Origin of the sequence: Massilia sp. METH4, from assembly GCF_037094685.1 — a bacterium.
Taxonomy (GTDB): Bacteria; Pseudomonadota; Gammaproteobacteria; order Burkholderiales; family Burkholderiaceae_D; genus Rugamonas.
Genome location: NZ_CP146614.1, coordinates 3386492 through 3408931, shown reverse-complemented (window position 1 = coordinate 3408931; position 22440 = coordinate 3386492). Strand labels below are relative to the sequence as shown.

16 protein-coding genes are annotated in these 22440 nt (G+C 67.8%); 6 read left to right on the top strand and 10 right to left on the bottom strand.

Going from position 1 to position 22440, the window contains the following annotated elements; translation table 11 throughout:
* Window positions 1–12 precede the first annotated feature (12 nt).
* The gene (locus V6Z91_RS14990; protein WP_338771656.1) at window positions 13–699 is read left to right on the top strand and encodes a hypothetical protein; all 687 of its coding nucleotides are present in this window, start codon (window positions 13–15) and stop codon (window positions 697–699) included.
* Between the two features lie 15 nt (window positions 700–714).
* Here V6Z91_RS14990 and V6Z91_RS14985 read toward each other — a convergent pair whose 3' ends face one another.
* Window positions 715–1641 (bottom strand): histone deacetylase family protein, encoded by a 927-nt coding sequence (locus V6Z91_RS14985; protein ID WP_338771653.1) that lies wholly within the window; start codon window positions 1639–1641, stop codon window positions 715–717.
* Between the two features lie 101 nt (window positions 1642–1742).
* On the opposite strand from V6Z91_RS14985, the gene V6Z91_RS14980 reads away from it, so the two are divergent.
* From V6Z91_RS14980 to V6Z91_RS14960, 5 genes are all read left to right on the top strand, one after another.
* Window positions 1743–2663 (top strand): MoxR family ATPase, encoded by a 921-nt coding sequence (locus tag V6Z91_RS14980; RefSeq protein ID WP_338771651.1) that lies wholly within the window; start codon window positions 1743–1745, stop codon window positions 2661–2663.
* Window positions 2664–2665: 2 nt separating this feature from the next.
* The gene (locus tag V6Z91_RS14975; protein WP_338771649.1) at window positions 2666–3643 is read left to right on the top strand and encodes a DUF58 domain-containing protein; all 978 of its coding nucleotides are present in this window, start codon (window positions 2666–2668) and stop codon (window positions 3641–3643) included.
* The gene (locus V6Z91_RS14970) at window positions 3640–5625 is read left to right on the top strand and encodes a DUF3488 and transglutaminase-like domain-containing protein (protein WP_338771647.1); all 1986 of its coding nucleotides are present in this window, start codon (window positions 3640–3642) and stop codon (window positions 5623–5625) included. The genes V6Z91_RS14975 and V6Z91_RS14970 overlap by 4 nt, the downstream gene beginning before the upstream one ends.
* Window positions 5622–6767, top strand: a complete 1146-nt coding sequence (gene mltB, locus V6Z91_RS14965) for a lytic murein transglycosylase B (RefSeq protein ID WP_338771645.1) — start codon at window positions 5622–5624, stop codon at window positions 6765–6767. The genes V6Z91_RS14970 and mltB overlap by 4 nt, the downstream gene beginning before the upstream one ends.
* A 444-nt stretch (window positions 6768–7211) precedes the next feature.
* On the top strand, window positions 7212–7571 hold the full coding sequence (locus V6Z91_RS14960; RefSeq protein ID WP_338771642.1) for a hypothetical protein: 360 nt from the start codon (window positions 7212–7214) through the stop codon (window positions 7569–7571).
* Window positions 7572–7621: 50 nt separating this feature from the next.
* Here the strand turns inward: V6Z91_RS14960 and cysM are convergent, their stop codons facing one another.
* The 9 genes from cysM to V6Z91_RS14915 form a co-directional block, all read right to left on the bottom strand.
* Window positions 7622–8524 (bottom strand): cysteine synthase CysM, encoded by a 903-nt coding sequence (gene cysM / locus V6Z91_RS14955; RefSeq protein ID WP_338771639.1) that lies wholly within the window; start codon window positions 8522–8524, stop codon window positions 7622–7624.
* 79 nt (window positions 8525–8603) lie between these two features.
* Window positions 8604–9674, bottom strand: coding sequence for a sn-glycerol-3-phosphate ABC transporter ATP-binding protein UgpC (gene ugpC / locus V6Z91_RS14950; protein WP_338771636.1), 1071 nt, complete (start codon window positions 9672–9674; stop codon window positions 8604–8606).
* 3 nt (window positions 9675–9677) lie between these two features.
* The gene (locus V6Z91_RS14945; RefSeq protein ID WP_338771634.1) at window positions 9678–13529 is read right to left on the bottom strand and encodes a hypothetical protein; all 3852 of its coding nucleotides are present in this window, start codon (window positions 13527–13529) and stop codon (window positions 9678–9680) included.
* 7 nt (window positions 13530–13536) lie between these two features.
* Window positions 13537–14895, bottom strand: coding sequence for a GH1 family beta-glucosidase (locus V6Z91_RS14940; protein WP_338771632.1), 1359 nt, complete (start codon window positions 14893–14895; stop codon window positions 13537–13539).
* Entirely contained in the window at window positions 14892–18053 is a 3162-nt protein-coding gene (locus tag V6Z91_RS14935) for a discoidin domain-containing protein (protein ID WP_338771630.1), read from the bottom strand. Before V6Z91_RS14935 ends, V6Z91_RS14940 begins: the two co-directional genes overlap by 4 nt.
* Window positions 18050–18859 carry a carbohydrate ABC transporter permease gene (locus V6Z91_RS14930; protein ID WP_338771627.1) on the bottom strand — a complete coding sequence of 270 codons (810 nt, stop codon included), beginning with the start codon at window positions 18857–18859 and terminating at the stop codon, window positions 18050–18052. Before V6Z91_RS14930 ends, V6Z91_RS14935 begins: the two co-directional genes overlap by 4 nt.
* Complete coding sequence (locus V6Z91_RS14925; protein ID WP_338771625.1) at window positions 18856–19731, bottom strand: sugar ABC transporter permease; 876 nt, start codon at window positions 19729–19731, stop codon at window positions 18856–18858. The genes V6Z91_RS14930 and V6Z91_RS14925 overlap by 4 nt, the downstream gene beginning before the upstream one ends.
* Complete coding sequence (locus V6Z91_RS14920) at window positions 19728–21005, bottom strand: sugar ABC transporter substrate-binding protein (protein WP_338771623.1); 1278 nt, start codon at window positions 21003–21005, stop codon at window positions 19728–19730. The genes V6Z91_RS14925 and V6Z91_RS14920 overlap by 4 nt, the downstream gene beginning before the upstream one ends.
* Window positions 21005–22438, bottom strand: a complete 1434-nt coding sequence (locus tag V6Z91_RS14915; RefSeq protein ID WP_338771621.1) for a glucoamylase family protein — start codon at window positions 22436–22438, stop codon at window positions 21005–21007. The genes V6Z91_RS14920 and V6Z91_RS14915 overlap by 1 nt, the downstream gene beginning before the upstream one ends.
* Between the last annotated feature and the right edge of the window lie 2 nt (window positions 22439–22440).

The window sequence follows — 22440 nt, the reverse complement described above, 5'->3', positions numbered from 1 at the left end:
TTGTACGTTCCCATGAAACCCGCCCTTGCTTCCCTGCTCTTCCTTGCCATTTCGGCATCCGCCCAACCCGTCGTCGAAGTGAGCACCGTGCGCGACCCGGAGCTGAAAGCCTATGCCACGATGGCCAAGGGCCTCGATGCATTCGACGCGGCACGCGCCCGGGCGCCGAAGGCCGCGCTGCGCTTCGTGCTGCGCCCGGCCACCCGCGAGGACAAGCTGGACGGACTGGAACTTAAAATCGTCGGCAACACGGTCACCGTGCCGGTGCGCCTCGATGCCGACGGCGGCTTCACGCTGCCGCGCAACACGGCGGCCTTGCAGGACAATGCGAACCTGGTGCTGAACAAGAAGAAGCATTCGTTCCGCTGGCGGGCGGACGTGCGCAGCCCCGGCGTGCCGGCCAACGCGCGGCGCCTGGGCGACCTGCGCGCGCAGTGCGCCGTGCAGTGGGCGATCGAGCAGCAGGACCTGGCGCCGGCGGCACGCGCCGCGCTGGGCGCCACCGGTGGACCATGCCTCTCCATGACGATGCACATGGGCTTCGACGCCCCCGCGCCCCTGAAGGCGGCCTGGTTGCGCGACGGCGAGCGCCAGGAGCAGATCCCCGTCAACCGCCACCACCGCCGCGTGTTCAATCCGCCACTGGCGGACCGCTCGTGGAGCGACGACACGCTCGTCGAGTTCAGCTATGCAAATTAACCGTCAGATTGACCGTCAGAGTTCCGCCAGCGCCTTGACGTGGGCGACCACGCTGCGCCCCAGCGCCGACAGGTTGTAGCCCCCTTCCAGGCAGCTGACGATGCGGCCCTTGGCGTACAGCCTGGCGATTTCCATCACCTGCTGCGTCATCCACGCGTAATCCGCTTCCACCAGGCCCATGCTGGCCAGGTCGTCCTCGCGGTGGGCGTCGAAGCCGGCCGAGATGAACAGCATCTGCGGCTTGAACGCATGCAGGGCCGGCAGCCACTTGTCCTGCACCAGCTGGCGCACCGCGTCGCCCTTCGTGAAGGCGGGTACCGGCACGTTGATGCGGTTCGGCGTGATCGGCAACGGGTCGGAATACGGATACAGCGGGTGCTGGAAGAAGCTGGCCATCAGCACGCGTGGCTCGTCCAGGAATGCTTCCTCGGTGCCGTTGCCATGGTGGACGTCGAAATCGATGATGGCCACCCGCTCCAGGCCGCGCCCGTCCAGCGCGTGGCGTGCCGCGATGGCCACGTTGTTGAACAGGCAAAAACCCATCGGCACCGACGGCCGCGCATGGTGGCCGGGCGGGCGGATCGCGCAGAACGCATTGTCGATCTCGCCATCGATGACGGCATCGGTGGCGGCGACGGCCGCGCCCGCGGCGCGCAGCGCGGCCGTATAACTGTACCGGTTCATCGACGTGTCGCCGTCGATCGGGTAGTAATCGTCGCCCTCGTGCGGCTGGCTCTGCACGATGGCGATCGCGTTCGGCGTGTGGTTGCGGGCGATCGCGGCGAGGTCGGCCAGCGGCGCCTCGCGATGGTCGAGCAAACCGTCGATGTGGGAATTGATCAGCTGGTCCGCGATGGCCTGCAGCCGGGCCGGGCACTCGGGGTGCCACTCGCCCATCTCATGGCGCTGGCAATCGGGGTGGCTGTAGATGGCTGTGCTCATGTCTCAACGTTTGTCTCGAATTCTGTGCGCAAGTTTCTTTACCGCATCATTATTTTGGCAGGGTAGAATGGCCCGCATCAGGGCCAACTATAACAGAGACCATGTATTCAAAATTGCACGCGGTTGCGCGCCAGGTGGGCAGCCTCATCGTCGGCAAGGATGTGCAGATCCGGCAATCGCTGGCCTGCCTGCTGGCCGGCGGCCACCTGCTGCTCGAAGACGTGCCGGGCGTGGGCAAGACGACCCTTTCGCATGCGCTCGCCCTGTCGCTCGGCCTGCAGTTCAACCGCGTGCAATTCACCAGCGACCTGCTGCCCGCCGACGTGGCCGGCATCTCGATCTACGAACGCGAAAAGAACGGCTTCGTGTTCCACCCAGGGCCGATCTTCACCCAGGTGCTGCTGGCGGACGAGATCAACCGCGCCACGCCGAAGACCCAGTCCGGCCTGCTCGAAGCGATGGAAGAGCGGCAGGTGACGGCCGATGGCGTGACGCGCGCGCTGCCCGAACCCTTCTTCGTCATCGCCACGCAGAATCCCACCCACCAGATCGGCACGTTCCCGCTGCCGGAATCGCAGCTGGACCGCTTCCTGATGTGCCTCTCGCTGGGCTATCCAGACCCGGCCGCCGAACGCGCGCTGCTGATGGGAGAGGACCGCCGCAGCATGCTCAAGTCCCTCACCCCGGCGATGACGCCGGCCGAACTGGCCGCGGCGCAGCGCAGCCTGCGCGGCATCCATACTTCCGCGGCGTTGATCGACTACGTGCATGCGCTGGTGCTGGCTTCGCGCGGCAACGGCGCGTTCGCCGAGGGCCTGTCGCCGCGCGCCGCGCTGGCGCTGGTGCAGGCGGCACGTGCCTGGGCCGCGCTGGAAGGGCGCGATCACGTGATCCCCGAGGACGTGCAGGCGGTGCTGGTGCCCGTGTGCGCGCACCGGCTGCGGCCCGTGAAATCGAACCAGGGCGTGGCGCTGGCCAGCCGCGAGCTGGTGCTGCAATTGCAGAAATCGGTGCCGGTCTAGCGATGCTCGAAGCGTTCTGGCGCCGTCTGTTCCGCTTCGAGCGCCGCAAGGCGCGCGACGGCGAGGTGGTGCTGACGCTGCGCCGCGTGTACATCCTGCCCGCCAGGGCCGGCCTCGCCTTCACCCTCCTTCTCGTGCTGATGCTGATCGGCGCCACGAACTACTCCCTGGGCCTGGGCTTCGCGCTGACCTTCCTGGCCGCCGCGTGCGCGCTGGCCGACATGGTGCTGACCGTGCAGAACCTGGCCGGGCTTCGCCTCGCGGCCGGTCGCGCCGCGCCCGTGTTCGCCGGCGACGCGGCGCAGTTCGAAGTGCACCTGCACGATCGCCGCGATGCGGAGCGCTATGCGATCCGCGTGCGCTTCGAGGACAAGGGGGCCGCGGAACACCCGGCCGACGTGCCGGCGCGGGGCAGCGCCGCGGTGGCGCTGGCCATTCCCACGCGCGAACGGGGCTGGCTGCGCACGCCGCGCATCCACCTGGAAACGCGCTTTCCGCTCGGCCTGTTCCGGGCCTGGAGCTGGTGGCAGCCGGATGGCCGCGTGCTGGTCTACCCGCAGCCGGAAACGCCGGCGCCGCCCTTGCCCGTGCGCGGCGCCGCGAGCGAGGAAGGCCATGGGGAAGTCGGCCTGGATAATTTCGCCGGCATCCGCAGCTACCAGCCGGGCGACCCGATGCGCCACCTCGCCTGGCGCCAGATCGCACGGCTGTCGCCCGAGGATGGCGGCCAGCTGGTGACCAAGCACTTCGAGGGCGGTGCCGTGGCGGAGCTGGCGCTCGATTTCGGTCAATTGCCGGCGCACCTGGACGTGGAGCTGCGCCTGGCGCGCATGACGCGCTGGGTGCTGGAAGCGGAGCAGCGCGCGCTGCCCTACTCGTTCCACCTTGGCCCGCTCCGCTACGGGGCCGGGCTGGGCGATGCCCACCGGGCCGCCTGCCTGCAGGCGCTGGCGCTGTATGGACGGGAGACCGCGCCATGAAGGCGCTGCGCACCCTCGCGCGCGACAAGCAGGACACGCTGCTGCTCGTGGCCGCCGCCTTGCTGGTGATCGCGCCGCACTTCGCCCACCTGCCGTGGTGGATCGCCGGCACCGTCTGCGTCACGCTGCTGTGGCGCACGCTGCTCACGTTGCGCGGCCGCCGCCTGCCGCCGATCTGGCTGCTGCTGCCGATCGCGCTGATCGCCATGGGCGGCGTGTTCCAGTCCTACGGCACACTGCTGGGCAAGGACCCCGGCGTGGCGATGCTGGCGCTGCTGCTGGCGTTCAAGCTGCTGGAAATGCATGCCAAGCGCGACTTGTACGTGGTGCTGTTCCTCAGCTTCTTCCTGATGCTGACGAATTTCTTCTATTCGCAGAGCATCCTCACCGGCGTCGCCATGGCCGCCACGCTGGTCGCCCTGCTGACCGTGCAGGTCACCTACCAGTACACGGGCAGCGTGCCGCCGCTGGGCCGGCGCGTGCGCCTGGCCGGCAAGATGTTCCTGATGGCGGCGCCGCTGGCGGCCCTGCTGTTCGTGCTGTTCCCCCGCTTCGAGGGCCCACTGTGGGGCATGCCGGGCGATGGGCGCGGCCCGAAGAGCGGCATCTCCGACTCGATGGCCCCGGGCACGATGACGAATCTGGCCCTGTCCGAAGAGGTGGCGTTCCGCGTGCGCTTCGATGGCGCGCCGCCGGACCAGCAGCGCCTGTACTGGCGCGGCGTGGTGCTCAGCCACTACGATGGCCGAACCTGGACCCGCATCGGCGGCCGCCTGTACCGCCGCGACGGCGACGCGATGACCCTGACGGTCGGCGGTGCCACCCTGCCCTACGAGGTGACGCTGGAACCGAGCGAACGCCGCTGGCTGTTCACGCTGGAGCTGACGCCGCCGGCGCTGGAGGTGCCTGGCGAAAGAGTCGGCGTCTCGGATGAACTGGAAAGCTTCACGGTCCGCCCGCTGCACCGGCGCGTGCGCTATCGGGCCGCGGCCTATGCCGACTACGCGGTACAACCGGCCCTCGACCCGGCGTTGACGGGCAAGTGGCTGCAGTTGCCGGCCGGGTCGAACCCGAAGGCGCGCGAGCTGGGCCGGCAGATCCGCGCGGCCCGCGACGACGACGCGCGCATCGTGGCCCATACCCTGCTGCTGCTGCGTGAAAAACGCTTCGTCTATACGCTGCAACCGCCGCTGCTGGGCCGCGAGTCGATCGATGAATTCCTGTTCGTCACCCGCCAGGGGTTTTGCGAGCACTTCGCCGGCGCCTTCGTGTTCCTGATGCGCGCCGCCGGCGTGCCGGCGCGGGTGGTGACGGGCTACCAGGGCGGCGAATTGAATCCGGTCGACGGCTACATGACGGTGCGACAATCCGACGCCCACGCCTGGGCCGAGGTCTGGCTGAAGGGCCGCGGCTGGACTCGGGTCGATCCGACCGCCGCCGTGGCCCCGGACCGGGTGCGCCTGGGAATGGGCGCCGCCCTGCCGCAACGGGCCCCGTTTGGACTGGAAGCTTTCCGAACCGACAAGGATTCGTGGCTTGCACGCCTCCGTTTCCACGTGAACGCGGCAAATAATGCTTGGAATCAATGGGTGCTGGATTACAATCCCGAACGGCAGCGAAATTTCCTTGCGGAACTATCCGAGCAGGCCGGCAGTTGGCGCACCCTCGTTGCCCTGCCGGCTTTGCTGGCACTCGGCTGGCTGTGGCGCACCGTGCGTGCGCGGCGGCGGAGTGATCCCGTGCAAGCTGCATGGGAACGGTTTTGCGCGCTGCTGGCGCGCCATGGCATCCGCCGGGCGCCCGACGAGGGGCCGCACAGCCTGGCCCGCCGCGTGGCGGCGCTGGCGCTGCCGTTGGAAAAGAAGGCCGCGATGGCCGAATTCCTGGAACTGTATGCCGCGCTGCGCTACCGCGCGCTGGCTGACGATGAACGAGCCCGGTCGGCACGCCGGCTGGCTAAACTGCTGAGCCTGTCACGATGAAATTCAAGACCCTCGTTACCCTGCTGCTGGCGGCAACCGTTGCCGCCACGAGCCTCCTCCCCGCCGAACTGCTGGCCGCGCCGAACGAATCGGCCAAGACCGCGAAGGCGAAGAAAGCGAAAAAATCCACGAAGAAAGCAGTGAAGAAAGCCGCGCCGGCCCCGGCCAGCGATTACTACACGGGCGAGTTCGTGAACTTCGGCCAGTGGAAGGAAGTGCAAGCGTTCATGGACGAGATGGTGGCCAAGCACGGCTTTACCCGCGCCGAACTCGATGCCCTGATGGGCAAGGTGAATTACCTCGATTCGGTCGTCCAGCTCGTCAAGCCGGCGCCGCCGGGCAAGCCGAAGAACTGGACCGTCTACAGCAGCCGCTTCATCGAACCGATCCGCATCGCCGCGGGCGTGCGCTTCTGGAACGAGAACGCGGAAACGCTGGCGCGCGCCGAGTCGCTGTACGGCGTGCCTGCCGAGATCCTGGCCGGCGTCATCGGCGTGGAAACGATCTACGGCCGCGACACGGGGCGTTTCCGCGTGGTCGACACGCTCACCACGCTCGCCTTCGCCTACCCCGTCGCGCCGAACCGCGATGCCCGCATGACCTTCTTCCGGGGCGAGCTGGAAGCCACGCTGCTCTATGCGCGCCAGACCGGCATCGACCCGCTGTCCCTGCGGGGTTCGTTCGCCGGCGCCGTCGGCATGCCGCAATTCATGCCCAGCAATATCCTGAAATATGCCGTGGACTTCGATGGCGATGGCCATATCGACTTGCGCAACTCGCCGGCCGACGCGATCGGCAGCGTCGCCTCCTTCCTCGTCGGCCATGGCTGGCAGCGCGACCAGCCGGGCCCGATCGTGTTCCCGGCCACCGTGTCGCCGGCCCGCGAGTGGGAAAGCTTCGCCGATGGCAGCCTGGAGGCGAAATTCCAGCCCGAGGCCTTGATGGCGGCCGGTGTCGTCCCTACATCCACGTTACCGCCAGGCATGCTCTATGGCTTGGTGGATTTGCAGAACGGCTCGGAGCCGACGGAGTACTGGGTAGCCTCCGGCAACTTTTACACGATCACGCAATACAACCGCAGCTATTTCTACGCGATGTCGGTGGTGGAACTGGGGCGCGCCGTCCGGCTGGCCCGTCAATGAGCAGTCCCGGCGCGGCGTGTAGCCGGGTAGATTGAAGAGTGTAAAGATGGGTAATGCCACTTGAGGCATTCGTTGCCGATATGTAACATATACCGCTGTTCGCCGCGGATACAGTTGCTTTATTGGCAGCATTGATGATAAGTTTTATATTACACTTAAAATTGTTCGATTGACAAAGCCGCGCTTGTTTATCTAGCACACAAACTGCGGTAGAATTCTCACCAATTGTTGCAATGCGACAACGGCGTCATCAAAGGGTAATATTTTTTTATTGCTTCTAGGTACGACATTGCCTGTTGTTGTACAATTGTGTATATATTATGAAACTTGTTATCCCGGATTCGTGTGTCGATTGTTCCTCGGTGAAGAAGAACTTTCACGCGCAGCATGAGCTCCGAGTGATTCACTTTGCAGGACAAACTTTACAGAAGGAACAGACGCATCATGACAAACCAAGTCGGCATTGATATGAACAACGATTCGGAAGGCGATGATCTGCTGCAGTACAATCCGAACCGCCTGTTGGACACGCTGATCGAGAACCTGCGCCTGAAAAACGACGCCGCCCTGTCGCGCGCGCTCGAAGTGGCACCGCCGGTGATCAGCAAGATCCGCCACCACCGCCTGCCGGTCGGCGCGTCGCTGCTGATCCGTATGCACGAAGTGAGCGACCTGTCGATCCGCGACCTGCGCTACCTGATGGGCGACCGCCGCAACAAGTTCCGCATCAGCGACAAGCAGTTCAAGCCAAAGGAAGGCGAAACGCCGTCGGCAAGCAACTCGAACAACAACAGCAACAGCTGATTGTAAAAAAAAGCCGGGTCACCCCGGCTTTTTTGCGGCTCGCGATTCCATCATGCGGGGAACACCCCGGTGGACAGGTAGCGGTCGCCGCGGTCGCAGACGATGAACACGATCGTCGCGTTTTCCACGGTCTGCGAAATACGCAGCGCGATCTCGCACGCGCCGGCCGCCGAAATGCCGCAGAAGATGCCCTCTTCCGCCGCCAGCCGGCGTGCCATGCGCTCGGCCGCCGCCTGCGACACCGATTCGATCTGGTCCACGCGCGCCTTGTCGAAGATCTTCGGCAGGTAGGCTTCCGGCCATTTGCGGATGCCCGGGATCGAGGAGCCCTCTTCCGGCTGGGCGCCGATGATGCGCACCTCCGGGTTCTGCTCCTTCAGGTATTGCGACACGCCCATGATGGTGCCCGTGGTGCCCATGGCCGACACGAAGTGCGTGATGCGGCCTTCGGTATCGCGCCAGATCTCCGGGCCGGTCGTCTCGTAGTGGGCGCGCGGATTGTCGCCGTTGGCGAACTGGTCGAGGATGATGCCCTTGCCGTCGCGCTGCATCTGCTCGGCCAGGTCGCGCGCGTATTCCATGCCGCCCGTCTTTGGCGTGAGCACGATCTGCGCGCCATAGGCCGCCATGCTCTGGCGGCGCTCCTCGGACAGGTTTTCCGGCATCAAGAGCACCATCTTGTAGCCGCGGATTGCCGCCGCCATCGCCAGCGCGATGCCGGTATTGCCGCTGGTGGCTTCGATCAGCGTGTCGCCCGGCTTGATGTCGCCGCGCTCCTCTGCCCGGCGCAGCATCGACATGGCCGCGCGGTCCTTCACGGAACCGGCCGGGTTGTCGCCCTCCAGCTTGCCCAGGATGATATTGTTGCGCGCCGCCGCCTCCGCGCCCGGCAGGCGCACCAGCTGGACCAGCGGCGTGTTGCCGATCGTATCGGCAATAGTTTTGTATGCCATGCGTTTCGCTTCTTCTTTCGCCAAAACGGCCATTTTAGCCCGGTTGCCGCTCCGCCGCTCGACGAAGCTCTAGCGCCGATCAGCGCCGCGCCAAGCCGTCGCTGTCGAACAGGTGCCAGCACTGCGGCGTGGCGGCGGTGACGATGGTGCGCTGGCCGGGGTGCCAGCTGCTGTTGCTGTCGGCGCGGGCGACGAGCGCTTCGCCGGTGCTTTCCGTTTGCAGGTAGACGAAGCTGAAGTCGCCCAGCAGTTCCACGTTCTGCACGATGGCGCGAATGCCGTCGCCGTCTTCGCCCAGCGCGACGTGTTCCGAACGCAGCCCCAGCGTGACGGGGGCGCCGGAAGCCAGGCCGGCGGCGGTCGGCAAGGCGACCGAGCCGCCGGCGGCGAGCACGATGGCGCCGCTGCCGTCGGCCGCGCCGCGCAGGAAGTTCATCGCCGGGGACCCCATGAAGCCGGCCACGAACACATTGTCGGGCCGGTTGTACAGGTCGAGCGGCGCGCCCACCTGCTCGACCTTCCCGCCGCGCAGCACCACGATGCGGTCGGCCAGGGTCATCGCCTCCACCTGGTCGTGCGTCACGTAGATCATCGTGCTTTTCAGGGTGCGGTGCAGGTTCTTCAACTCGATGCGCATCTGCACGCGCAGCGCCGCGTCCAGGTTCGACAGCGGTTCGTCGAACAGGAACACTTCGGGATGGCGCACGATGGCGCGGCCGATCGCCACGCGCTGGCGCTGCCCGCCGGACAATTCCTTCGGTTTTCTCTCCAGCAGTGCCTCGATGCGCAGGCTGGCCGCCGCGGCCAGCACCTTCTCGCGGATGGTGGCCGGCGGCGTGCCGGCCAGCTTCAGCGCGAACGCCATGTTCTCGTACACCGTCATGTGCGGGTACAGCGCATAGCTCTGGAAGACCATGGCGATGCCGCGCTGCGCGGGCGGCACGTTTGTCATGTCGCGGCCGCCGATCGCGATCGTGCCCTCGTCCGGCTCCTCCAGCCCGCAGATCGTGCGCAGCAACGTCGACTTGCCGCAGCCGGACGGCCCCACGAAGACGACGAATTCGCCGTCGCCGATATCGAGGTCGATCCCGTGCAGGATGGTGGTGTCCGCAAACCGCTTGCGCACGCCGCGAATCTTCAGGTCCGCCATGTTCTACGCTCCTCCCAGCAGGATGTCGACGCCATGCGGCCCGCCATCCTGCAAGAGGGGGATGCGCGCGACGCCGTCGACGATGTTCAACGGTAGTCCATCCAGCGTAACACCGATTACCTTTGCGGCGGCGCCGTGTGGGTTGCGCACGGCGAGGTGGTACGAGCCGCCGCCTGGCAGCGTGTAGTGCACGTGGAATTCCGGCCAGTCGTCGGGAATGCGCGGCGCCACCACCAGCGTGTCGCCGCCTTCCAGCGTGATGCCCAGCACCGACTCCAGCCCCACGCGGAACAGCCAGCCGGCCGATCCCGTGTACCACGTCCAGCCGCCGCGGCCCACGTGCGGGGCGGCGCCGTACACATCGGCCGCCACCACATACGGTTCCACCTTGTAGACGTCCGCCGCCGCCGTGTCGAGCGCGTGGCTGACGGGCGACAGCATGCGCAAGAGCCGCGCCGCGCGGTCGCGCCGCCCCGCCTCGGCCAGCGCGCGCACCGCCCAGCAGGCCGCATGCGTGTACTGGCCGCCGTTCTCGCGCACGCCCGCCACGTAGCCCTTGATGTAGCCGGGATCGTGCGGCGTATCGACGAACGGCGGGGTGAGAAGGCGGATCAGGCGATCGTCTTCGGAAACCAGTTGCGCCTCCATCGCGTCCAGCGCCTGCCGGGCGCGCTCCGGCGGCGCCGCCGCCGAGATCACGGCCCAGGCCTGCGCCAGTGCATCGATGCGGCACTCGTCGCTGTCCTTCGAGCCCAGCACGGCACCGTCGTCGTAATACGCGCGGCGGTACCATTCGCCATCCCAGCCGGCGTCGTTCACGGCCCGCAGCAGGTGCTCCAGGTAATCCGCATAGGCCTTGGCCCGCGTGGTGTCGCGCCGCTGCTCGCAGAACGGGATGAAGTCGCGCAGGATACGGATCAGGAAAAAGCCCATCCATACGCTCTCGCCCCTGCCCTCGCGGCCGACGCGGTTCATGCCGTCGTTCCAGTCGCCGGTGCCCATCAGCGGCAGGCCATGCCCCCCTTTCGTCAGCGAACGGTCCAGCGCGCGGCAGCAATGCTCGTAGACGCTGGCACTGGTGCCCGCCGGCGCGGGCTGCAGATACTCCTCGTCTTCCCCCTCCTCCAGCTGGCGTGCGGTGAGGAACGGCTGCACCTCGTCCAGCACCCCCAGGTCGCCGGTGGTGTTCACATAGAAGGCGGTCAGGTAGGGCAGCCAGCACAGATCGTCCGAGAAGCGCGTGCGCAGGCCCTGCTCCATCGGCGCCGGATGCCACCAGTGCAGCACGTCGCCCTCCTCGAACTGGTGGGCCGCGTGCAGCAGGATCTGCCGGCGGGCCAGGTCGGGCCGGGCATACACGAGCGCCGAGGAATCCTGCAACTGGTCGCGGAAGCCGAATGCACCGCCGGACTGGTAGAACGCCGAGCGCCCCCAGATGCGGCACGACAGGTTCTGGTACATGAGCCAGCCGTTCATCACCAGGTCCAGTTCCTTCACCGGCGTATCCACGCGCACCGCGCCCAGCGTCGCGCGCCAGAAGTCCACCACCTGCTCCAGGGCGGCCTGCACGGCGCCCTCGGCCCGGTAGCGCCGCACCAGCTCCAGCGCGCTGTCGCGCGCCTGCGTTTCGCCCAGCAGGAACACGCAGCTGACGGCCTGGCCCGGCGCCAGGTCGTACACGGCCTGGAAGGCGGCACAGGGATCGAGCCCGGCACCGGTGGCATGGTCGAGCGCCGGCACGGCCAGCCCGGCGGCCCGGTTGGTGGCCCCGTGGCGGCCGATGAAGGCGGCGCGGTCGGCCGTGAAATGCGTCACCTGGGCGAGCGGCGCGTGCAGCGCGGCGAAGGTGACGCCATCGGCGAACACGCCGGCCTGCGGGTTCGTGGCCAGGATCGTGTGACCTGCCGCATCCGCCTGCGCAGCGTACTCGGTGACGACGTGCCGGCCGCTGTCGGCCGGCGTGCCGCCCAGCACCAGCTGCTGGTAGGAGTACAGCGCCACGCGGCGCGGCCGGCCGCTGGTATTGGTGACCGTCAGCCGCACGATCTTCACGGGGTCGTGCCGCGGCACGAAGACCAGCGTTTCCTGCCGCAGGCCGTGGCTGGCATGGTCGAAGCGGCTGTAGCCGAAGCCGTGCGCCGCCTCGTACGGCGCGGCGGCCGGCACGGGGCCCGGCTGCGGCGACCAGAACTCGCCTGTGTCCTCGTCGCGCAGGTACAGTGCCTCGCCGTGCGGATCGCCCACCGGGTCGTTGAACCACGGCGTCAACCGGTGCACGCGGCTGTTGCGGCTCCACGTGCAGCCGGCGCCGCCATCGCTCACCAGGCAGCCGAAGTTCTCGTTCGAGATCGCGTTGGTCCAGGCCAGCGGCGGCCGCCGGGGGCGGTGCGCGTGGCGGTCCCAATCCATGCGGATCACGTATTCGTCGCCCGCGGCATTGAAGCCGCCATAGCCGTTGAAGAACTGCAGGTCCGCGCGCGGCGGCGCCGGCGTGTTGTCGGGCACCGGGATGCGGCGCAGCGGCGGCACCGACGCGTGCCCGTCGGGCCGCGACAGTGCCGGCAGCTTGCCGCGCACCACGAGTTGCGCCGTGCGTTCGAACTGCGCCAGGTGCTCCGGCGCGAAGTCGGCCGTGCGGCGCACCAGCAAGCCCTGCTCGACGGCAGTGCCGTTGCCGTGCTCGTCCAGCACCAGCATGTTCAGGTTCAGGCCCTTGGCCTGCCAGTAGCGGCGCGCCGACAGCAGCGCCTGCAGCATCAGGTCGTCCGGCCCCGCGGTGTGCACGATCGCCAGCTTTCCCGCCGGGACGCCGTACTGCGCCGCGTTCGCAGAGGGGCTCGCCACGGCGGACGCGCCACCGCGCACGGCCGCTTGACCATACAGGACGGCGGCGGCCAGCTGGTGGTAGTACTCGGCCTGCGCAGCGGGCAGGCCGACCGTGTCGAGCAGCACCGTTTCGCGCAATTGCGCATCGCCCAGGATGGCCGGCACGTTCATGTGGGGCAGCTCCGCTGCCAGGGCGAGCGCATCCTCCCGCGTCGCTGCCGTGCCGAGCATGAACACGAGCCGCGCCTGCTCGCCGATGCCCAGCGCCAGTGTGCGCCGCAGCGCCATTGCCGGGTCGAGCACGTTGCCGGCGGTACCGGCGAGGTTCTCGCTGTCCAGGCCGTGCGGATGGCAGGTGCCGCGGCCGCGGCCCAGGAAGCTGGCCCGGTCGGTGTCGAATTGCGGATCGGTGCCGCCGATGGCGGCGTTGACCATCCACAGGCCCGGCTCGTTGGCGCCGCGCGGGCGGCGGTGCGCCAGCAGCGCGCCGGTGGCCCGGTCGTGCTCGGTCTGCACGAACAGTTTGGAGAAGGCCGGATGCGCGGCCTCGTCGGCCTGCCGGTTCAGCACCACTTCCAGGTAGCCCGTCAATTCGATCAGCCGCGAGCGGCCGGACAGGTTCGTGACGACGATGCTGCGCAATTCCACGTCGCGGTCCGGGTGCACCACCACTTCCATATGGGCCAGGATGCCGTAGGCCGACACTTCGAGCCACATGCTGACGGCGCCGGCGCCGGCGGCGCGCTGCAGGTCGGGGTCCTGCGCCACGGCGCAGGGCTGGGCGCCGATGGACCAGAGGTCGTGCGTTTCGGCATCGCGCAGGTAGAAGAACCAGCCTTCGGCGTCCGCCACGCGGTCGCCGTTCCAGCGCGTCAGGGCGATGTCGCCGGCGCGCGTGAAGCCGCTGCCGGACTCGTTGATCAGCGTGGTCAGCCTGCCGTTCGACAGCAACCTCGAATTGGGTGGCAGATGCGTCGGCGACAGGTGCGCCGCATTCAAGGGTTTTCCGGAAAGGGTGGCGTTGGCCATGGCGTTCTTACTCCTCGTCGTTCAGGCAGGCACCGTTGGTGAGGGCGATGTTCGCATACAGCAGCGCGCTATCCTTCGGGGTGCGTTCCCCGGTCTCGAAATTCACGTGCACGATGCCGAAGCGCTTGGCAAAGCCCAGCGACCATTCCAGGTTGTCCAGCAGCGACCATACCGTGTAGCCGCGCACGTCGACGCCCTGCTCGACAGCGGCCGCCAGCGCCGCCACGTGCTTCTTCAGGCAGTCGGCGCGCAGCGGATCGCGTACCCGGCCGCCCTCGGCGCGGGGTGGGTCGTAGAACGCGGAACCGTTCTCCATCACGTACACGGGAATGTCGCCATAGCGTTCCTTGAAGGCCACCAGCGTGTCCGTGAGCCCCGGGGGGAACACTTCCCAGCCCGTCTCCGTGTGCGTGGCCTGGGCCTGCCGCACGGCAGCGACCTTCAGGGGCCAGTTCGCCTCGTCGTGGTGGCACACGCTGCGCGTATAGTAGTTGATGCCGATGTAGTCGAGCTCCTGGCCGATCAGGTCAAAATCCTCGCGGGGCCAGTCGGGCCAGGCTTCGCCGAAGATGTCCTTCAGCTCGGGCGGATAGCTGCCGTGGAAGACCGGGTCCAGGTATTGCCGGTTCATGTACGCGTCGGCCCGGCGGGTGGCGGCCAGGTCCGCCGGATCGCCCGATGCCGGATATTTCGGCTCGATGTTCACGACGAGGCCGATGCGGTGCCGGCCGACCTCGCGGTACGCCTTCACGGCCGCGCCGTGCGCGCGCAGCAGGTTATGGCTGGCGATCGGCGCCTCGAACAGGTTGCGGTGGCCCGGCGCCAGCACGCCGTGCAGGTAGCCGCCGTCGGTCACCACCCACGGCTCGTTGAGCGTGGTCCAGAAGCGCACCCGCCCGTCCAGGCGCTCGAACAGCACGCGCGCATAGTCGGCGAACCAGGTGGCGATGTCGGGATTGAGCCAGCCGCCGCGGTCGTCCAGCGCGGCCGGCAGGTCCCAGTGGTACAGCGTGACGAGCGGTTCGATGCCGTTGGCCAGCAGTTCGTCGACGAGGCGCTCGTAGAAGACGATGCCGGCCTCGTTCACCGCTCCGGTGCCCCGCGGCAGGATGCGGCTCCACGAGATCGAAAAGCGATAGGCCTTCATGCCCAGGCGGCGCATCAGCGCCACGTCGTCCTTCCACCGGTGGTAATGGTCGCAGGCCACGTCGCCGGTATCGCCGGTGGCGATGCGGCCGGGCGTGGCGGCGAAGCGGGTCCAGATGCTGTGGCCGGCGCCATCGGCCAGCGGCGCGCCTTCGACCTGGTAGGCGGAGGTGGCGGTACCCCACAGGAAGTTCGCGGGAAAGCGGATCGGTTTGTTCATGGCGGTTCGTTCGATGATGGGATGGTGAGCGTGGCGGGCAGCGCGCGGATCGTCACGGCACCGTCCTGCACCTGCACGGCGCGGCCGTTCAGCCGCGCCGTGCCCGGCTTGCCCGCATACGGCCAGCGCAATACGATGCCGCCCGGCGGGATGGCCAGGCCGGCGTCGACACGCAGCGTCAGTTGCCTGTTGTTCCGCTGCAAGCTGTAGCTGAGCGGTCCATACGGCGTGCGCAGGCCGCGGATCGCGACGCCTTCGCCGTCGAGCCAGCGCAGCGGGATGCCCTCGGCCAGCAGCAGCGCATGCTCCGGCTCGCGCTCATAGGCGAACGAGTCGAGCGCGGCGCGCATGTAGTCCGACGAGATCCAGCCATGCGGCATGTCGCCCAGGAAGCGCGGCGTGCGCGGGTCGCGGCCGACCACTTCGGCCCACCCGTTCCATGCGCGGGGGCGCTGGTCGGCGTAGAAGTACGCCAGCAGTTCCTCGGCCTTGTCGCGCCAGCCGAGGCGCACGAAGGCACTGACGTTGCGCAGCTCGTAGGGCGTGTAGTCCTCCCACGGCTTCGTGCCGTCGCGCCGGGCCGCGAAGAAGTCCCAGTACTTGCGGTAGGTGCTTTCGAGCAGCCGGCGCGGCAGGCGCTGTTGCTCGCCGCCGGGCGTCAGCGCGATCGTCGTCGAGGTCGGGTCGAAGTCGCCCAGCTCGGCCGCGCCCGGGATGTAGTCGATGCCGTGCTGCCGCGTGGCGGCATCGATCGACGCGTACAGGTCGTGGCGGAACGCATCGCGCTGCCGGGCCAGCCGGCGCGCATCCTGGCGGCGGCCCAGCGCCGCGGCGATCGTCACCGCATCCTTGTAGCCGCGCAGCGCCCAGAAGTCGTCCCAGTAGGAATGCATGGGCTTTTCGGAATAGCCCTCGTGGCTGATCGAGGCGGGCATCAGGCCGTACAGCGGCGTGCCGCGCTGCGCCGCCGTGCGTTCGGACTGGCGCAGCGTTTCCATGTAGCGCGCCGCCGCGTCGATCCGCGGCCAGACGGCCTGCAACGCCGCCTTGTCGCCCGTGTAGCGGTACAGCTCGGACGCCAGGAAAATCAGTTCGCCATGGCTGTCGTTCTCCGGCACCGGATCGGCGCCTCGATGGTCGACGCAGCACGGCACCTTGCCATTGTCGAACTGGTAGGGTGCGTACCAGCGCAGGTAATCGGCCGCGATCTCGGGCAAGCCCATGCGCAGCAGCGCCTCGGACATCATCGCCCCGTCGCGTATCCACGAGCGCAGGTAGGAGCGCGTGCCGGGCTGGATCGCCGCGCCGTCGCGGTTCATGAGGATATGGGCGAGCGAGGAGCGCAGCGTATTGGCCATGTGCTGGCCGGCGGCGGGAACCTGCAGCTCGACGCGGTTGAGGCGCTTGCGCCACGCATCGGCGACCGTGGCAAGCGTCCGATCGAACCCGGCGGCACAGTTTGCACTGCCCTCTATGGCTGAGTTCGTGTCATGGTGCCTGAACCCATGACACGAACTCAGCCATGACGGTTCCTGGCCCGCCAGCGGCGCGACGACGCCAACGACCGCGCTGCCCCGCGCCGGCAACTGCACCTGCCACCGCATGGCGCCGGAAGCCATGCCCGTCTCGTCGCGCACTGCGCGCACCGTGCCTCCCCCTTCGAACGGCAGCAGCCCCGCGTCGAACGACGACAGCTGCACTGCATCCGGCGCCCGCAGCGGAATGAAACGGGTGCCGCCGACCGCCAACGCGCCGCCATGCCAAGCGATGTCGCGGATCGGCGCGAAGCCGCCGGGTGTGTTCAGGAACTGGCGCGGCGCATTGACCTGGAATGGCCGCGCGGCCAGCACGAGTTCCAGCGTCTGCGGCACGTCCTTCAGGTTGCGCAGCTCGTAGCGGGCCAGCAGTTGCGACGATTCGGGCGTGCCCTCGGCCGCCGCGGTCGTCGTCAGCGTCCATTCGGCTGTGCGCCAGTGCACCGATGGAATCGGCAGGTAGCCATCCCGCAGCGACTGCGTGACCTCGACATCGGCCCAGCCGTGCAGCTTGCCGCCGGCCTGTACGAACGGTTCCAGCGCCGCGCCGCCACGCGCGGGCTCGATGGCGCCATCCTCGGACAGCAGCGCGCTATGGCGCGCGCCGCCATCGACACCGACCAGGGTCCAGTAGGGCTGCTGCCCGGAGAAGCCGCGCGGATAGTGGCCCTTCGGGGCATTGGCGGCAAGCGCCTGGATGAAATCGTTGGGCGTCGCACCGAAGGCGAGATCCTTCAGTTCCACCTCGGCCAGCGCATAGCTTTCCGCTGGCCCTTCTCGCAGCAGCAGGCGGATGTAGCGCGCCTCCGATTCCGTCAGCAGCAGCGCATCGCTGCCGCCGTTCCCGTCGCGCACGCCGCGCACCGCCTGCCACGTCTGCCCATCCGTCGACAGCGCCACGTCATAACGGCTGGCGTGCCGGCCCGGCAGCCAGTGCAGCACCAAGCCGCCGAATTCGCGCACCGCGCCCAGGTCCACCGTCACCTGCTGCCGCCCTGCTTCGGCAATCCACGCCGTCTCTGGCTGGCCGTCGACTACCTGCGCGGCCTGTGCCGGGGAGGAACTCGCGTCGGCGCGCGGTGCCGGCCACGCGGCGGGTGGCGGCGGCAAGGCTCGCAGTGCCAGCTCGTCGATGTACACCGATCCCTTGCCGCCGCCGCCGGCGCTGACGACGAACTCGATCTTCTCGGCTCGCCGCAGCGTGCGGTCCTTCGCCGGTCCCCAGGCGAAGGCCACCTGCCGCTTCTTGAAGCGCACCAGTTTCCAGTCGCCCGGGAACGCGTAGTCGGGCAGCCGGTACCACCACACGTTGTCACCCGCAGCATCGGTGAGCTTGAATTCGAAATGGTTCGATGGCGCCTCGGCTTTCACCATGAACGAAATCTCGTAGTTGTCGGGCAGCTCCAGCGGCAGCGCCCGGCGTGCGAACGCATACCCGCCCTTGCCGCCGAAATCGAAGTCCAGCCGCAACGCCTGCCCCTTGAAGCCGGGCACCGGGCTCGCGCTGGCCGCCACGCCATCGGACCCCTGCGCCTGCCATGGCGCCAGCGTCTCGAAACCGTCAATAACCTGTGCCCCCGCCAGCGCCGGTGCGAGCAGCGCGGCCGCGATCAAGCTCTTCATCCCTTCACGCTCCCCACCAGCATGCCCTGGATGTAGTAGCGCTGCAGCCCCAGGAACAGCAGCAGCGCCGGCACGATGGTCAGCACGGAACCGGCCATCATCAATTCATTGTCCTGCACGTGCTCGCGCGACAGCGAGGCCAGCGCCACGGGCAGCGTGTACAGGTCCTTGTCCGTCAACACGATCAGCGGCCACATGAAGTCGTTCCACGTGCCGAGAAAGGTAAAGATCGCCAGCGTGACGAGGATGGGGGTCAGGAGCGGCAGCACGATGGAATGGAAGATGCGCCACTCCCCCGCCCCATCCATGCGCGCCGCTTCCAGCAGCGCATCGGGAATCGTCAGTGCGTACTGCCGCACAAGGAAGATCCCGAACACGGAAGCGAGCGCCGGCACCAGCACGGCGCCATACGTGTTCACGAGCCCCAACTGCTTCAGGAGGAGGAACAGCGGCAGCATGGCAACCTGCGCGGGGATGACCAGTGCGCCCAGCAGCGTGCGGAAGATGCGCTCCCTTCCCCTGAACCGCAGCTTGGCGAAGGCATAGCCTGCGGTGACGTTGAACACCAGCGACAGCAGCGTGGCGCCGGTGGAGAGCAGCAGGCTGTTAAACAGGTAGCGGCCGATGCCGGCATGGGCGAACAGTTCGCGGTAGTTGTCCAGCGTGGCACTGGCCGGCACCAGCGGCGGCGGGAAGGCGCTCGCTTCGCCGGGGCGCATCAGCGACACGGACACCATCCATACCAGCGGGAACACGGCCAGCACGCCGGCCAGCACCATCACGGCGTTGAGCAGGATCTTCTTCATGCGCCGAGCCCCTTCGCCACCCGCAATTGCAGCAGCGTGATCGTGAACATGATGGCAAACAGCACGAAGGCCACGGCCGAAGCCACGCCCAGGTTCCACCACTTGAAGCCTTGCTCGTACATGAAGTACAGCACGCTGACGGTGCTTTGCACCGGGCCGCCCTGCGTCATCACGTACGGTTCGGCGAACAGCTGGAAATAGCCGGACATGGAAAGGATACTGACCATCAGCAGCGTCGGCCCCAGCATCGGCCACGTCACCCAACGGAATTTGGCCCAGGTGCCCGCGCCATCGAGGTCCGCGGCTTCGTACAGTTCGTTCGGAATGCTTTGCAGCCCGGCCAGCAGGATGATCATGTTGTAGCCGAAATTCTTCCACACGGCGAAGAGGATAATCGCCGGCATCGACCAGTGCGGGTCGCCCAGCCAGTCGATGGGCGCGATGCCCAGCCACGACAGCGCGTAGTTCAGCATGCCGTAGCGCGTATGCAGCACGTAGCGCCAGATGACGGCGACGGCGACGAGCGAGGTGACCACCGGCACGAAGAACGCCGTGCGGAACAGGCCTTTCAGCAAGGTGACGCGGGAATGCAGCAGCAGCGCGGCGCCCAGCGAAGCGGCGATCGACAGCGGCACGCCCACGATCACGAAATAAAAGGTGTTGCCCAGCGCCCGCCAGAACAGCGGCGTTTGCAGCAGCTCGATATAGTTGCGCAGCCCGACGAAGCGCAGGTTGCCGATGTCGGCCAGCGCGTAGATATCGAAGTCGGTGAGGCTCATGGCCAGCGCGGCGGCCACCGGCAGGAAGAAGAACACGAGGATCGCCAGCAATGCCGGCGCCACGAAGCACCATGCCGCCCGTTCCAGGTTCATGCGCGCCGCTCCCGGTCCAGCATCCAGCGCCGCTTTTCCAGGATGCGGTCGGCCTTCGCGTCCAGCTCGGCGGCGGCGGCATCGACGCCGATATCGCCGTGCGCCACGCGCTCGCCCATGATGCGCAACTCGGCCAGGATGCTTTCCCACTCCGGCACGCGCGGCTCGGGGCGCACGTTCTCGAGCTGTACACGAAACGCCTTCGCGTGCGGATCGTCGGCCAGCCGCCGGTCGTTCCAGTTGGCGCGGCGCGGCGGCAGGTTGCCCGTCAACCGGTTGAACTGCGTCGCCGTGTCCACCTGCGACAGGTATTCGACCAGCTGCCACGCCGCCTCCTTGTGCGGCGAACTGCTGGCAACGGCCAGGCTGGAACCGCCTGCGAGCGACGCGGCCGGGCCTTGCGGTCCCGGCATCAGGGCCGTGGCCCAGGCATGCTGCTTCGCGGGCGCCACGCGCCGCCGGAACTCGCCGATATTCCACGGCCCCGAAATGTAGAACGACACATATTCGGTGCTGAACTCGTGGTAGACGTTCGATACCCGCTCGATCGGCGCGAGCCCTTCGCGGTACATGTCGGCATACAGTTGCAGCGCGCGGCGGAACGAGGCGCTGCGGAAGTTGCCGTAGCGGCCGCCGTCGCGCAGCAACTCTTCCGGCTGCTGCAGCGCCAGCACCAGCAGCGGCGCGAATTCCTCGTGCGGCAGCAGGATCACGTACTTGTCCGGCCCCACGAGCCGCTTCACGGCGCGCATCGCCTTCATCCAGCCGTCCCACGTGGCGGGCATCGCTGCGTAGCCGGCACGCTTCAACAGCTCGCGGTTGTAGAACATGACCCGCGTATCGACATACCACGGCACGCCATACAGCCGGCCGTCGACCACGTTGGTGCTCCAGACGCCTTCGAAATAATCCTTCGGATCGACCGAGTCGGAGGCGGCTACCCGCGCATCGAGCGGCTCGATCGCCTTCAACGTGGCCAGCTCCGCCACCCAGGTATTACCAAGCTGGAACAGGTCCGGCATCGCATCGCCGGCGAACGCCGTGAGCAGCTTTTCGTGCGCGGCCGTCCATGGCAATTGCTGCACCTCCACGCGCACGCCGGGGTGGCGCCGCTCGAACTCGGGGAGCAAGGCGGCAACGACCTCGCCCTCCCGCCCCATCGCCCAGAATTTCAGGACAGTGCCGCCATCGCCGGCCTGGCGCGCGCACGCCGGCAGGCCGGCGGCAATGCCCGCGGCCAGCGCGGTACGCAGGACGGTGCGGCGGCCGGGCATCACTTGGCGAGCCACCCGCCAGTGAAGCCGGCCCGGATGAGGCCCGTGCGGATGGCCGGATTGGAGCGCATCACGCGCCAGACGAAATCGTTGCGGTAATTCTCCGTCATGGCCAGGATCGGGCCCTGGTCGATGCCCAGGTAGTCACCCGCCACCCAGCCCCTGCCCGGCACCACCTTGCCATGCTGGAGCTTGCCCTTGAACTCGAAGCTGGGATTGAACGCGTCCAGGAAGCCGTAGCGGCCGTAGATGAAGTCGCCGTAGCGCTCCTTCATGGCGACTACCGCGGGGATCGTGATCTCCGGCGCGAAGGGCAGCGCGCCCGCCACCGCCGTCGGCGCCAGCGTGCAATCGTCGTAGTGCTGCAAGCCGCCCATGCCGCGCGCGGCATAGCTGCGGAACGGGATCTTCTGCCCCTGCCACTCGAACGTGGCGTCGACCGGGCCGTCGCTGGCCGTCAGGCCCCACACGTCGGCGCCATAGCCATTGCACTTGAGCGGATTGGCGATCGCGTAGTCGCGCTGCGCGTAGGTCGCGCGGCGGCTGTTCTCGAAGTAGTCGAAACCCTTGTATTTTTCGTTCACCTTGCGGATGTACTCGTCGCGGATGCCGCGAAAGTCGATCCACACGTGGCTGTACTGGTGCACGAACAGCGAAGGGAAAGTGAGATGGGGACGACGCTGTTCGCCATACCCCGGTGCGCCCCAGCTGCGCTCGTACGTGCTGGTCCAGGCCTTCCATGCTTCCGGGCCCAGCGCATGCTCGGGCTTCGGCGAACCCAGCGCCAGTACGTAGAGCAGCATTGCCTCGTTGTAGCCCTTCCAGTCGTACCCGATGAAGCCCTCCTCCGGCTTCCAGCCCAGCGAGACGGCGGGCGCCGCAGTGGATGAATTCGCCGCGGCCCATTTCCAGTCCACGCGCGCATAGATCTCGGCGGCCAGCCGGCGGATTTCCACTTCGCGCGGTTCTTCACGGTCGAAGTACGATTGCGCGAACAGCGCGCCGGCGAGGAACAGCGCGGTGTCGATCGTGGACAGCTCCACGTCGCCGTGGCGCTGCCCGGTCTTCATGTCGAGGAAGTGGTAGAAAAAGCCCTTGTGGCCCGTCATGCCCGTCTTCGCCTCGCCCTGCGGGGCGTTGCGGAAGAAACGCAGCGTGGCCAGTGTGCGCTCGATGGCCTGGGCGCGCGTGATGTAGCCGCGCTCCACGCCGATCGGGTAGGCCGTCAGCCCGAAGCCGACGGCGGCCACGCTGGAAAACGATGGCGTGGGATGGCGGTCCGGCACCAGGCCGTTCTCGGGGTTGGCCGTCTCCCAGAAGAAGCGGAAGGTGCGCTCCTGCAGGTCGTCGAACAGCGGCGGCAGCGGGTTGGCCGCCAGCGCGGGCGTGGACAGCGCGCCCGCCAGCAGAAGCACTGAAAGTGCGCGGCGCATGG